This window comes from Microbispora sp. CA-135349, from assembly GCF_050947365.1.
Classification (GTDB): Bacteria; Actinomycetota; Actinomycetes; order Streptosporangiales; family Streptosporangiaceae; genus Microbispora.
This window is the reverse complement of sequence record NZ_CP192001.1, coordinates 2648646-2661105: the sequence shown is the minus strand read 5'-3', so window position 1 is coordinate 2661105 and position 12460 is coordinate 2648646. Positions and strand designations below refer to the sequence as shown.

Here is a 12460-nt window from a genome sequence, read left to right as displayed (position 1 = left end):
TGCCTTGCGGATGCAAGCACGCTTGCACGTGCAAATGTCGTGCGCCCCCGACTTTCCGTCGAGTTCCCTGCAAAGAAGGCCTCAGCGGGGTCCGGTAGGATGATCAACCCGATTGGTTCACTAGGGATTCTTCCGGACATGCCCATGGAGACCACGTGAAGGCACAGGCGGACGGCCCCGCCCCCGTACCGGTCGGGATCGCCCGCGGCGGCCCGACGGCGCTGCGGCTCCTGCTGGGAGCCCAGCTCAGGCGGCTGCGCCGGGAGAGCGGCATCACCCCCGAGAAAGCGGCCCGCACCATCCGCGCCTCACACGCCAAGATCAGCAGGCTTGAGCTCGGCCGGGTCGGCTTCAAGGAGCGGGACGTCTCCGACCTGCTCACCCTCTACGGCATCACCGATCCCGACGACCGGGCCGTGCTGCTCGACCTGGCGCGGCAGGCGAACGTCCCCGGCTGGTGGCACAAGTACAGCGACGTGCTGCCGGGCTGGTTCGAGTTCTACGTCGGGCTGGAGGAGGCGGCGTCCGTCATCCGCTGCTACGAGCTGCAGCACGTCCCCGGGCTGCTGCAGACGCCCGAGTACGCGCGGGCCCTCGTCCTGCGCGGCACCATGGGACGGTACGCCGACGACGTCGACCGGCGCGTGGACCTGCGGATGCGCAGGCAGGAACGGCTGACCGGGCCGGAGGCGGCGACCTTGTGGGCCGTGATGGACGAGGGGGCGCTGCGCCGCCCGATCGGCGGCCGCACGGTGATGCGGGCCCAGCTGGAGCACCTCATCGAGGTGACCAGACAGCCGAACATCACGCTGCAGATCGTGCCGTTCGACCACGCCGGGCACGCGGCGTGCGGGGGGCCGTTCACCATTCTGCGCTTCGACGCGCCCGAGCTGCCCGACGTCGTCTACCTGGAGCAGCTCACCAGCGCCCTCTATCTCGACAAGGCCGAGGACACCGAGGCGTACACGCAGGTGATGAACGCGTTGTGCGTGGACGCCCGGCCGGCCACGCACACCGGCGCGTTCCTGGAGGAACTGCTCGCCGACCTCGGGTGAATCACCCTCTGGAGAAGAACGCCTGACAGGTCTCGGCGAAGGCCACCGCACGGGCCGTGGGCCGCACACCGCGCACCGAGGCGAGCACGACGTCGAGCGTGGGCACGTCGTCGCTGATCGGGACGCACGCCACCTGGCCGCCGTCATAGGTCTGGTCGCTTTCGGCCCGCTGGTTGAGTATCGAGTAGCCGTGCCCGCCCGCCACCAGTGAGCGCGCCGTCTCGTAGCTCGACGTACGGAACCGCACGCGCGGTTCGGTGGGATAGATCGTCCGGAAGTAGTCGCGGCTGCGCGGCAGGTCCAGCAGGATCATCGGCTCGGCGGCCAGGTCCGCCAGCGACACCGCCTCCGCCCGGGCCAGCGGGTGCTCCGGCGGCAGCAGCGCGTACGGCCTGGCCCGGGTGAGCGGGCGGATGTCGAGGTCGAGGGCGAGGTCGATGGCGTAGACGAGGGCGACCTCGCACCGCCCGTCGAGCAGGGCCGACTCCATGCCGGAGATCTCGCCCTCCGCGACGCTGACCCGCACCCCGGGATACCGCTCGGCGAACTCGCGCAGCAACCGGGACAGGTAGAACGGCGCGAGCGTGGTCAGGCAGCCGACGGCGAGCTCACCGGTGAGCGACCCCGCCAGGCCGCGCGCCGACTGGGCGAGCGCGGCGGCGTGGGACAGGAACTCCCGGGCCTCGACGAGGAAACGCTCACCGGCGCGGGTCAGCGACAGGCCGCGGGCGTGGTGGCGGATCAGGAGCTGGACTCCCAGCTCCCGCTCCACCTGCGCGATGGCGGCCGAGATCGCCGACTGCGCCACCATGAGTTCTCTGCTGGCCGCGGTCATGCTGCCGAGCTCGGCCGCGGTTACGAAGTAACGCAGCTGGACGAGGGTGAAGTTGACGTCCGCCACGCCACCCATTGTGACCGTCTCCGTGCCCATCGGCGCCCGCAAACCGGTATGAAGTTCGAATGCCTTTCCCTGGCCCTGATCAGGCGTTTTCCCTTTGGAAACGACGGGTGCCCAGGGTGACGCCCACGACGGCGAAGGCGAGGGACACGACCACCCCCCACAGAACGGCGGCCGACGCGTAGGAACCGGCGAACAGCGCCCGCATCCCCTCGACCGCGTAGCGGAACGGCGTTAGCCGCGACACCACGTCCAGCCAGGCCGGGGCGAGCGACATCGGCAGCAGTGCGCCCGACAGCAGCATCAGCGGGATCACCACGGTGGACATCACGGGCGCGAACAGTTCCTGCCGTATCGTGAGCGCCGCCACGTACGACAGCGACGCCATGCCGACCGACAGCACGGTGATCAGCAGCAGCGCTCCCAGCACCCCGGCGAGCGGCGCACGCAGCCCCAGCGCCCAGGCCGCCACGATGATCGCCACAGCCTGGATCAGCATCACCGCGCCGTCCCTGAGCACCCGGCCGAGCAGGAGCGTCACCCGGCTCACCGGCGTGACCCGCATCCGTTCGAGCACGCCGAACCGCTGGTCGAACACGATGCCGAAGCCCGCCATTCCCGGGCTCGTCAGCCCGAGCTGCACCAGCAGGCCGGGCACGAGGACGGCCCACGAGCCCACGCCGCTGCGCTCGAACAGCGGGCCGAACAGCACGAGATAGAGGAACGGCTGCAGAGCGCTGAAGACCAGGCTGAACTTGTTGCCGAAGGACGCGCGCAGGTAGTGCCCGGTCAGGGCGGCGAGGGCGGTCACGCGGCGGCTCCCTCGCGCAGCTCACGGCCGGTGACGGCGAGGAAGACGTCGTCGAGCGTGCGCGCGCCGTGCTCGGACTTCAGCTCGCCCGGGGTGCCCTCGGCGACGATCCGGCCGTGGTCGATGATCAGGAGGCGGTCGCAGAGCGCGTCGGCCTCCTCCAGGTAGTGGGTCGTGAGGAAGACCGTCAGGCCGTCCCGCTCGCGCAGCCGCCGCACGTGGTCCCACAGGTTGGCCCGGCTCTGCGGGTCGAGCCCGGTCGTGGGCTCGTCGAGGAAGAGCAACTCGGGCCCGTGGAGCAGGCCCATCGCGATGTCCAGCCGGCGCTTCTGGCCGCCCGACAACGTGACCGTCGTACGCTCCTCGACCCCGGGCAGGTCCAGCTCGGCGAGCAGGGCGGTCACCCGCTCGCGGGCCTCCTCCCTGTTCAGGCCGTACAGGCGGGCCTGGAGCACGAGCTCCTCCCCCACCGGGGAGAACGGCGCGAACGCGCCGCCCTGGGCGACGTACCCGATGCGGCGGCGTACGCCGGCGGGGTCGGCGAACAGGTCCGCGCCCGCGACCGTGGCGGTGCCGGACGTCGGCCGCAGCAGCGTGGTCAGCATGCGCAGCGTGGTGGTCTTGCCCGCGCCGTTCGGTCCGAGGAAGCCGACGATCTCCCCCGCGGAGACGTCGAGATCGATCCCCCGGACGGCCTCGGTCGGGCCGAAGGTCTTGGTGAGTCCTCTGGCGTGAATCATGCCGGGTAGAGTAGCACCAAATTTGGAGTCACTTAAAGATTGCGTTCACCCTTACAATCGAAGCATGGAAGAGGGCCTGCGGGAGCGGAAGAAGCGGGAGACCCGGCAGCGCATCGCGGACATCGCGATGGGGCTGTTCCTGCAACGGGGCTTCGACAACGTCACGGTGGCCGAGGTGGCCAGGTCCGCCGACGTGTCGGTCAACACTGTCTTCAACTACTTCCGAACAAAAGAGGACATGTTCCTCGACCGCAGCGAGGAGACCGAGGATTTGCTGGCCCGGGCCGTGCGCGAGCGCCGCGCGGGCGAGACGGCGGTCGAGGCGGTGCGGCGCGACTTCTTCGAGGCACTCGACGCCGGCGACTGGCGTTACGGGATGAGCGAGGGTGCCGACCTGTTCGCGCAGCGGGTCAGGGAGAGCCCGGCACTGCAGTCACGGGTACGCATGCTCGACGTGCACCGGGAGGAGCGGCTGGCCCGCACGCTCGCCGATGCGACCGACGCCGATCCCGACGACCTGACCCCCTGGCTCGTGTCGGCGCAGATCTGCGCCGTCGTCCGCACGCTGACCCGCCATTTCGCGATGCGGCGGATGGCCGGCGAGGACGCGGCGCTGATCAGGGCGGACATCAGGGAGCACGCCGAGCGCGCCTTCGACCTGCTGGAGCACGGGATCGGCGACTACTGCGTCCGGTGGGACACCTCGCCGCCGGCCTCGCCTTCCGCCAGCTGCCAAGCCCGGAATGTGCAGAATTTGTGATGCTCTCGGGGAGAACGACGCATCCATCCGGCTCCGCACTCGCGACGAGCGGCACTCGTCAACTCCCCGGCGCCCCGCCTCCCGCCAGCCGGCGAGCGCTCCACACCAGCGCCTCGGTCACGCGGGCCTGCGACAGGCCCAGGGTGTGCCGCTGGAACTGGTAGACCTCGGGCGCGAGCGGCGCCAGCACGGCGTCCGTCATCGCGTCGGGGTCCGGCACCCCCGCCTCGGTCAGCAGCATCCGCACGTGCGCCCGCCAGAAGCGGTAGGCGCCGGTGGCGAACCGCGCGCTCCCGGTCTCGGCCCCCAGGACGAGGTGCAGGTGACGTTCCAGCAGATCGGTCATGGCGACGTGGAAGGCGGCGAGCCGGTCGGCGGGTGAGGCCCCCGGGCCGAGCGGCGGCGGGCCGCTCAGGATGTGCTCCTGCACCTGCCGCTCGTGCTCGTCCAGCAGGGCCGTCGCGATCGACGCGGGGTCCGGATAGCGCCGGTAGAGCGTGGCCCGGCCCACCCCCGCCGCCTTGGCGATCTCGTCCATCGTGACGTGCCTGGCGTCTCTCGTCGCGAAGAGCTCTTCCGCCGCTTTCAGCACCCGCATGCGGTTGCGCGCGGCGTCCGCCCGTTCCCGCACCGGCGCCGGCCGGCCCGGTTCGAGGTCCAGCACGGGCAGTTCCCGGCCGGTGCCGGCCGGCATGGTCCCCTCCGGCGGAACGCGGCCGTTCGCCCGGTTCCCGCCGGGATCCGTCAACCCGTTGGCCATGACGACATGGTAGCCCCTCACACAGTCATGTGGACACAGTGTCCATTTGTCGCTTACGCTCATCCGGACATCACGTCCACTTACGTCGTAGAGGACTGCCATGCATGCCCTGTTCCTCGCCTCGGCGCTGCTGGCCGGCTGCCTGCTGGCCGTACAGGCCTCGGTGAACCTCCAGCTCAACAAGGCCGTCGGCACGCCGTACGGCGCCTCGACCCTGCAGTTGAGCGTGGCGACCGCCCTGCTGGCGCTCCTCGCGGTCGCCGCCGGCGCGATCGGCGCGGTCCGCCTCGTGCCGGACGTCCCGGTCTGGCACCTGCTCGGAGGCCTGGCCAGCCCGCTCTACATCACCAGCGGGATCCTGCTCTTCCCCCGCCTCGGCGCTCTGGCGGCGGCCGGGCTGTTCGTGACCGGCCAGATGTTCGCGTCGCTGGGGCTGGACCTGTTCGGCCTGCTCGGCGTCGCACGCAAGCCGCCGAGCCTCGGCATCGCGCTCGGGGCGCTCGCGGTGCTGGCCGGCATCACGGTGATCATCCGTGGGCAGCGCCCGGCGCGGTCGCCGGCCCCGGCGGTACCGGCGACAGACGCCACCTCCCGTGGCGGGACGGCCACCGTCACCGCCCCGGCCGCCGTGGGCGCGGCGAACGGTCTCGGCCAGGGCGGCTGGATCCTGCTGGGCATCGTGGCCGGCGCGGTCCTGCCGGTGCAGGGAGCGGTCAACGCCGCGCTGCGCAAGGACATCCACGAGCCGGTGACCACCGCGATGATCAGCTTCATCGTGGCCACGATCACCATCGCCGTCGTGCTGGTCGTCCTGCTGGCGACCCGCCGCACCCCCCGGCCGCAACTCGGCGGGCTGCGCACGATGCCCTGGTGGGGCTGGCTCGGCGGCGCCTGCGCCGCAGCGTACGTCACCGCGACCTTCACGCTCATCCCCACGATCGGCGCCGCCACCACCGTGGCGCTGACCGTGACCGGGCAGCAGGTCGCCTCGGCCGTGATCGACAACCACGGCTTCCTGCGGCTGCCCCGGCGTCCGCTCACCGCGCCGCGCCTGTCCGGGCTCGCGCTGCTCATCGCCGGCTCGGTGCTCGTCCAGCTCACCTGAGCGAACCCACCGCGGAAAGGACCCTCTCGATGACCTCCTATCTGCGCAGCCCGTACGAGGCGGCGCCCGGCGTCACCACGCTGCCGTCGTCCCTCCCCATCAGCGGCGCCGGCCTGCTGCCGGTGAACGCCTACGTGATCCGTGGTCCCCAGCCGATCCTCGTCGACACCGGCATGGCCATCGACCGCGGCCACTTCGAAGAGGCCCTGTGGTCCCTGGTCGACCCGGAGGACCTGCGCTGGATCGTGCTCACGCACGACGACAGGGACCACGCGGGCAACCTCAAGGAGATCCTCATGGCGGCGCCGCGGGCCAGGCTCGTCACGAACGGCCTCGCCGTCGCGCGGCTCGGCGAGGAGTGGGACGTGCCCCCGAACCGCGTCCTGCGGGTCAACCCCGGCCGCACGCTCGACCTCGGCGGCAGGATCGTCTCCCTGCTGCGCCCGCCCGCCTACGACTCCCCCTCGACGCTGGCCCTGTACGACCACGCCACCCGCTCGCTCTTCAGCGCGGACAGCTTCGGGGCGATCCTGCCGGGGCCGGCGCAGGACGCCCAGGACGTCCCCGAGAGGGACTACCTCGCCGGGATGGCCCTGTTCACCAGGGCCAACGCCCCCTGGACCGCGCTGGCCGACCCGGCCAAGTTCGACGCGGTGCTGGACGACCTGGTCCGGCTGGCGCCCCGCCACATTCTCAGCTCGCACGGCGCCACCGTCGTGGAGCGCACCGAGACACTCGTGAAGACCCTGCGTGAGGTGCCCTCCATGACGCCGTGGCTGCCGGACGAGGACGTGCTGGTGGAGGCCGTGCTCGCCGAGCACGAGGGGGCTCCGCTCAGTGCCGGGGCGGCCTGAGCGACACAGGACACGACACAAGGAGAACGCCGATGACGACGATATCGACCCCCGAGCCCGGCACCATCATCATCTTTTCCGACATCTGGTGCTCCTTCGCGCACATCACGGTGCACCGGCTGCACACGACCCGGGAACGGCTCGGCCTGACCGACCGGGTCCGCTTCGACCACCGCGCCTTCCCTCTGGAACTGCTCAACGACGCGCCGAGCCCCCGGCCGGGGACCGACAGCGAGGTGGCCCGGATGGCCTCGCTCGAGCCCGGCGCGGGGTGGCAGCTGTGGCAGGCGAAGGACTGGCTGTACCCGTCCACGACGCTGCCCGCGCTGGAGGCCGTCCAGGCGGCCAAGGAGCAGGGTTTCGCCGCGTCCGAGCAGCTCGACCTGGCGCTGCGCAGGGCCTTCTGGGCGGAGTCGCGGTGCATCAGCCATCGCAAGGTGATCCTGGACGCCGCCGCGTCCACCGGCGTGGTGGACGTGGACGCCTTGGCGGCCGCCCTCGACGACGGCCGGGCACGCAGAACGCTGTCCGAGCAGGCCGCCGTCGCGGCGACCGACCAGGTGAACTGCAGCCCGCACCTGTTCCTGCCGGACGGCACCGATCACGCCAACCCCGGAATCGAGGTCGGCTGGGCCGGCGCGTACGGCATCGGCTGGCCCGTCGTCTCCTCCGACGACCCGCACGTGTTCGAGGACATCCTCAAGCGCGCCGCCACCTGACCCGCAGTCACCGCCCGGACGAGCGTGAGCCGGTGTCCGGCCCTCAGGGTCGGTCAACCGCCGCGCTCGTGCGGGCCCGGTCATGCGCTCCTCACCGGCGCCGGCGGGCATGATCCAGATTGCCCGCCGAAGACCTCCGAGGGCCCCTCGATTATGCAAAGATCATCGTCCACTCACCCACCGATGATCTGAGAGGCCATCACGTGAATGTCCAATGGCCTTCGACCGATGAGGTGTACGCACACTATCGACGGCTTGTCAGTGAGCCAGAGGTGGATGTGGCGCTGTCCTGGGCGGTCGTGGTTCCCGATGACGCGGGCTCTCTCAGCCTGGATGACGTGGGCGCACGGCTGGGCGGGGGAATCAGTTATGAGCTGCCCCGATTGGCGAATCCTCACATCGTCAACCTTCCCTTGTCCCGCCCGGGCCCGTGCGCGGTCGTGGACCGATCCGGCGCGGCGGTCGTCCTGTACGGGCTCGACCATCTCGGATACCCGGGCGGAGCGCTCCGGCGGCTTGCGTCCCGTGCCCGGGTTTACAGCGCCTGGTGGAACGTCGACTCCGTGAACCGCCTGTCCCTCGCTGTCGACGGCGAAGTCCTTTTATCGATCGACGGATTGTTCCCGGGACGTCCTGAAGATCACCCGAACTTGGCGTGGTGGCCCGAAGTGACGACGATGAGCGAGTTCTTTCTGGACGTCGAGGATGAGGACTGGACCGGAAGGGACGACGGCTGGAACTGGAAGGCAGGTTTTCTGACGGCTGTCGAGCTGGCCACAGGGGTGAGGCTGGACCGCCGGTGGCTGGATGCGGAACATCCCTACCTGGCGTTCTCGGGCCCCATCCCGGAGTGAGGTACTGACAGAAGGATCAGCGGACGAGGCGTCGCCGGCCGATGATGGCGGCGGCGAGCGTCATGAAGGCCTGGTGGATGGCGTCGCGGCTCTCCCAGCGGATGCGCGGGCGGCCGAACCGGTGCAGCAACGCGATCGTCTGCTCGATCACCCGCCGGTGTACACCCAGACCGGAGCCGCGCTCGCTACTCCGGCGGGCGATGAGAAACGATCACGAGTACTTCCAGATCATTTCGATAGTGATTCGAAGTGGACATCCCTGGCCACGTCATTGCGTTGTGCGCTATTGCCCCTTTTTCCCGGTGGCGACCTGCCGCTCCAACTATTCGCCGCTCATGGTTGTTGTGGGTGATGAGGCGGTGAAAGAATTCATACAGGTATTCGAATCGCTTGAAGGGGGTGCGATGGATCTGTTCGAGCAGAATCTTGGCCGCCCCCGTCGTTCGAAGAATGCCGACGGCGATTGGTGGGATCGCCTCATCGCCGATTCCCCTTTGTGGTCGTTGGAGGGTTCGCTGGCCCGTGACGAGTGCCCCGTCGGGCATCTCCTGAGCGGCATCCCGCGGAGGCCGGGTCCCGAGGGCGCGCGTGACGGTTCAGCCCGTGCCGGTGCAGGCGTCGGCGGTTCAGTCGAGATCGGTTCGACCGATGCGGTGGAGGATGCGGCCACGGTCGGCTCTGCCGCAAGTAGCGCCGCTGTCGGCACCGGTGCCGACAGCGCTGGTGCCGACAGCGCCGGTGCCGGAAGTGCTGGTGCCGCCGGTCCTGTTGGCGACGATTCCAGGGCCGCTTCCGCGGCTGGTTCCAGTGGTGCCGCGGGTCCCGATGGCGCAAGCGCCGCCGGTAGCGGTGGTGCCGGGGCTGGTTCGGCTGGTTCGGCTGGTGCCGGGTCTGTCGGGGATGCCGGGGATGCGGGTGGTGGTGCGGGTCGGGGCCGGGGCCGGTCGTCGGGGGTCCGGTCGTCGTGGGTGTTGGTGGCCTCGTTGCGGGAGTCGGCGCAGGCGTTGGCGCTGGCGCCGGTTCCGGACGATGCCGGTGTCTGCCTGGCCGAGGCCGAGGACCTGTTGTTCGCCCGGGATCGGATCACGTCGGCGTTGGCGGATCGGGTGGGGCGGGTGCATCGGGCGGGGCAGGCCAGGCAGCATGGGCATGCCTCGACCCGCAGTTGGTTGCGTACCGCGGGTGGGTTGAGTGTGGCGGGGGCGGGCCGGCTGCTGACGTTGGGCGTGCAGTTGGCGCGGTTGCCGCGGGTGCGGGAGAAGTTTGCGGGCGGGCAGTTGTCGGCGGGGGTGGTGGAGGCCGTCTGTATGGCTACCGAGCATCTGACCGGTGAGCAGGTGGGGCTGGCTGAGCCGATTTTGTTGGAGTTGGCGGGCCGGGCGGGGCCGGCGGAGGTGGCCAGGGCGGGCCGGTATCTGCGGGCGGTGCTGGACCCTGATGGGGACGAGCGTGATGAGCGGGCCGATTACGGGCGGCGGTTTCTGCGGGTCCGCCCCGGCAGAGGTGGTGGGCTGGAGGGGGAGTTTTATCTGCCGCGTGAGGCGGCCGCCCGGTTGCGGGCGTTGCTGGATGCCTATGCCCGGCCCCGGGCGGAGGGTGATGACCGGCCGCTGCGGGTACGTCAGGCCGATGCGTTGATCGCGTTGCTGGAGCAGAAGATCGTCGCTGAGCTTCTGGTACTGGTCAACGCCGAGTCCCTCCCCACCGACCCGGTCACCGACCCGCCCAACGACGCCGCCGTCCCCGACCAGTGCGACCACGCCAACCATCCGGTCCCCGGCCAGGGCGACCAGGACGACCAGCCCGAGGACGCTGGCGCCGGCGACACCGAGGATCTCGGCAGCCGCCTGGACACTCAGGACGCCGAAGACACCGCAGACGCCGACAACGTCCTGGGCCCCGAGGGCGGCCGGAACGCGGAGAAGGCCGGGGAGACCGGCAGCGTGGACGACGCCGCTGACGCGGATGACCCGAGTGGCGCGGATGACGCCGGTGGCGTTGACGTCGTTGACGCTGCCGGCCGGGGCGATGACCTGTGCGATCGCACGGAGACTACCGAGGTTGCAGAGCCCGGGCCCGCCGTTTCTGAGTCGGCCGCTTCCGCGCTCATCAAGCCAGTCGAGTCCGTCGGTCCTGCCGAGGCAGTCGAGCCCGCGCCCGGCGAGGCCGAAGGAACGGACGCGGTCGCTCTGGGCGCCGGTGCTGCGGGCCTCGGTGACGCAGCCGGGTTCGGACAGTCGGAGGGCAACGAGCCGGGAAGCAAGCAGCAGGAAGGGACACAGCCCGAGGGGACGCAGTCGGAGGAGGCTCGGCCGGAGAAGGCGCGGTCGAGCGAGCCCCAGCAGAGCAAGCCACGACAGCGTGAGTCACGACAGCGTGAGTCACAGCAGAGCGAGTCACGGTCGGGTAGGTCGCGCTGGGATGAGTGGCAACCGCCGGATCCTCCTGCGTGGGGCGCTTCTGCCCGTCACGCCCACGCCGGGCCTCGGCCCGCGGGGGAATCCCAACATGGGCTGAGCACACCTGACGCGGCCCACGGCGACGTGCGCGGCGGGCAGCACTCACATGATCCGGACTTCCATGACCCGGGCCCTCATGAGCCGGGCACATGGCCGGGGGCAGACCCGGAGGCAGGGCCGAATGCACGGCCTGAGGCAGATTCGGGGCAAGGGCCGGGCCCAGACCCGGAGCCAGCGCTGGGAACATGGCCGAGGGCTTTGTTGGGGGCGTTGCCGGGCAGGGCGCCGGGGCTGCTGCTGGCCACGGGGCAGGTGCTGCCGGTCTCCGGCGTGCACCGCCTGGCCCGCACCTCCACCCTGGTACGCCTGGTAATGAACGCCGACGGACAGGTCCTCGACATGGGCCGAAAAGTCAGACTGGCCACCCCGGCCCAGCGGCGGGCGGTCTTCGCCCGCTACGCCACCTGCTGGATCGACGGCTGCCCCCTGCCCGCCACCCTCTGCCAGATCGACCACGCCGACAACTGGAGCACCGGCGGCCTGACCGACCTGAAGCTGCTCGGCCCGGCTTGCCAGTTCCACAACCGCGACCGCTATCAGCACCCCGAGCGCTACACCCGCCACGCAACCGGCAAAGACCGCTGGGCCTTCACCTACCACCACCCCACCCGAGCCCGGAAGGTACGGGAATGACGACCAGGGCGACGAGAGGCTGCTCACGCGCTGCCCACAAGGCTCATCGGGATCGAGGTCTCGGTCATGCGACGATCCTCTCAACCGCCGTCGACAACCCGCACCTGTGATCACCACGTGCTCATGCCACTCCGGCCGGGTTCACCGCACTCGATCGACCGGATCCGCCGACAGGCCCGACCGGGGTGACATGCCGGGCCGGGAGGCATGCCGGACACGGCGGCTGTATACAGTCCACGTGAGGTTGGACGAGCTCGATCGCGCCATCATCCGGGCCCTCGTCGAGGACGCCCGAGCGACGTACGCCGAAATAGGCGCTCAAGTGGGGCTGTCGGCTCCGGCCGTGAAGAGGCGGGTCGACCGGCTCGTCGCCAGCGGCGCGATCACCGGCTTCAGCGCCCGGGTGGAGCCGTCGGCCCTCGGCTGGACCACCGAGGCGTACGTCGAGTTGTACTGCCGGGGCAAGACCTCCCCCGCGGAGATCGGCATGGCCGTGTCCCGGCACCCGGAGGTCGTCTCCGCCTGCACGGTCACCGGCGAGGCCGACGCGCTGCTGCACATCCGCGCGACCGACGTACGGCACGTCGAGCGGGTGATCGAGCGCCTGGCGGCCGAGCCGTTCGTGGTGCGCACCAAAAGTTCGATCGTGCTGTCCAGGCTGATTAACGAATCGCCGTAGAACGGCCGAAGGACGCAACCGATCCTCACATGATCGCAACGCGGGCGCATTGGTTTGTGGCCTTCCGATTCCT

Annotated in this window: 13 protein-coding genes and 1 pseudogene; 8 read left to right on the top strand and 6 right to left on the bottom strand. The window is 70.4% G+C overall.

Annotation, left to right across the window (positions count from 1 at the left end):
* The first annotated feature begins 155 nt into the window (after positions 1-155).
* Entirely contained in the window at positions 156-1055 is a 900-nt protein-coding gene (locus ACQPZZ_RS12615) for a helix-turn-helix domain-containing protein (protein WP_363647604.1), read from the top strand.
* A gap of 1 nt (position 1056) precedes the next feature.
* Here ACQPZZ_RS12615 and ACQPZZ_RS12610 read toward each other — a convergent pair whose 3' ends face one another.
* The 3 genes and pseudogenes from ACQPZZ_RS12610 to ACQPZZ_RS12600 all read right to left on the bottom strand — a co-directional run.
* A complete protein-coding gene (locus tag ACQPZZ_RS12610) occupies positions 1057-1965 on the bottom strand; it encodes a LysR substrate-binding domain-containing protein (protein ID WP_432931778.1) in 909 nt (302 codons plus the stop codon).
* Between the two features lie 70 nt (positions 1966-2035).
* Positions 2036-2764: an ABC transporter permease gene (locus ACQPZZ_RS12605; RefSeq protein ID WP_432931776.1), complete on the bottom strand. Its 729-nt coding sequence runs from the start codon at positions 2762-2764 to the stop codon at positions 2036-2038.
* A 71-nt stretch (positions 2765-2835) separates the two neighbouring features.
* A pseudogene (locus ACQPZZ_RS12600) lies at positions 2836-3504 on the bottom strand (ABC transporter ATP-binding protein); the annotation flags it as partial.
* A gap of 64 nt (positions 3505-3568) precedes the next feature.
* Here ACQPZZ_RS12600 and ACQPZZ_RS12595 point away from each other — a divergent pair.
* Entirely contained in the window at positions 3569-4264 is a 696-nt protein-coding gene (locus ACQPZZ_RS12595) for a TetR/AcrR family transcriptional regulator (protein ID WP_432931774.1), read from the top strand.
* Positions 4265-4322: 58 nt separating this feature from the next.
* Here the strand turns inward: ACQPZZ_RS12595 and ACQPZZ_RS12590 are convergent, their stop codons facing one another.
* The gene (locus ACQPZZ_RS12590) at positions 4323-5024 is read right to left on the bottom strand and encodes a TetR/AcrR family transcriptional regulator (RefSeq protein WP_432931772.1); all 702 of its coding nucleotides are present in this window, start codon (positions 5022-5024) and stop codon (positions 4323-4325) included.
* 100 nt (positions 5025-5124) lie between these two features.
* On the opposite strand from ACQPZZ_RS12590, the gene ACQPZZ_RS12585 reads away from it, so the two are divergent.
* From ACQPZZ_RS12585 to ACQPZZ_RS12570, 4 genes are all read left to right on the top strand, one after another.
* Entirely contained in the window at positions 5125-6129 is a 1005-nt protein-coding gene (locus tag ACQPZZ_RS12585) for a DMT family transporter (protein WP_432931770.1), read from the top strand.
* Positions 6130-6158: 29 nt separating this feature from the next.
* The gene (locus tag ACQPZZ_RS12580; protein WP_432931769.1) at positions 6159-6983 is read left to right on the top strand and encodes an MBL fold metallo-hydrolase; all 825 of its coding nucleotides are present in this window, start codon (positions 6159-6161) and stop codon (positions 6981-6983) included.
* 32 nt (positions 6984-7015) lie between these two features.
* Positions 7016-7702 (top strand): DsbA family oxidoreductase, encoded by a 687-nt coding sequence (locus tag ACQPZZ_RS12575; protein ID WP_432931767.1) that lies wholly within the window; start codon positions 7016-7018, stop codon positions 7700-7702.
* A gap of 272 nt (positions 7703-7974) precedes the next feature.
* Complete coding sequence (locus tag ACQPZZ_RS12570; protein ID WP_432931765.1) at positions 7975-8556, top strand: hypothetical protein; 582 nt, start codon at positions 7975-7977, stop codon at positions 8554-8556.
* Positions 8557-8572: 16 nt separating this feature from the next.
* Here the strand turns inward: ACQPZZ_RS12570 and ACQPZZ_RS12565 are convergent, their stop codons facing one another.
* On the bottom strand, positions 8573-8707 hold the full coding sequence (locus ACQPZZ_RS12565) for a hypothetical protein (RefSeq protein WP_432931763.1): 135 nt from the start codon (positions 8705-8707) through the stop codon (positions 8573-8575).
* A 34-nt stretch (positions 8708-8741) separates the two neighbouring features.
* Positions 8742-9101: a hypothetical protein gene (locus ACQPZZ_RS12560; RefSeq protein ID WP_432931761.1), complete on the bottom strand. Its 360-nt coding sequence runs from the start codon at positions 9099-9101 to the stop codon at positions 8742-8744.
* 429 nt (positions 9102-9530) lie between these two features.
* On the opposite strand from ACQPZZ_RS12560, the gene ACQPZZ_RS12555 reads away from it, so the two are divergent.
* The gene (locus ACQPZZ_RS12555; protein WP_432931759.1) at positions 9531-11708 is read left to right on the top strand and encodes a DUF222 domain-containing protein; all 2178 of its coding nucleotides are present in this window, start codon (positions 9531-9533) and stop codon (positions 11706-11708) included.
* A 238-nt stretch (positions 11709-11946) separates the two neighbouring features.
* Positions 11947-12387, top strand: coding sequence for an Lrp/AsnC family transcriptional regulator (locus ACQPZZ_RS12550; RefSeq protein ID WP_432931757.1), 441 nt, complete (start codon positions 11947-11949; stop codon positions 12385-12387).
* Positions 12388-12460: the final 73 nt, after the last annotated feature.

Bases quoted from the DNA above. Each gene is read 5' to 3' on its own strand.
- ACQPZZ_RS12610 (WP_432931778.1), bottom strand. From the start codon at position 1,965: ATGGGTGGCGTGGCGGACGTCAACTTCACCCTCGTCCAGCTGCGTTAC.
- ACQPZZ_RS12595 (WP_432931774.1), top strand. From the start codon at position 3,569: ATGGAAGAGGGCCTGCGGGAGCGGAAGAAGCGGGAGACCCGGCAGCGC.
- ACQPZZ_RS12590 (WP_432931772.1), bottom strand. From the start codon at position 5,024: ATGGCCAACGGGTTGACGGATCCCGGCGGGAACCGGGCGAACGGCCGC.
- ACQPZZ_RS12585 (WP_432931770.1), top strand. From the start codon at position 5,125: ATGCATGCCCTGTTCCTCGCCTCGGCGCTGCTGGCCGGCTGCCTGCTG.
- ACQPZZ_RS12580 (WP_432931769.1), top strand. From the start codon at position 6,159: ATGACCTCCTATCTGCGCAGCCCGTACGAGGCGGCGCCCGGCGTCACC.
- ACQPZZ_RS12575 (WP_432931767.1), top strand. From the start codon at position 7,016: ATGACGACGATATCGACCCCCGAGCCCGGCACCATCATCATCTTTTCC.
- ACQPZZ_RS12560 (WP_432931761.1), bottom strand. From the start codon at position 9,101: ATGCCCGACGGGGCACTCGTCACGGGCCAGCGAACCCTCCAACGACCA.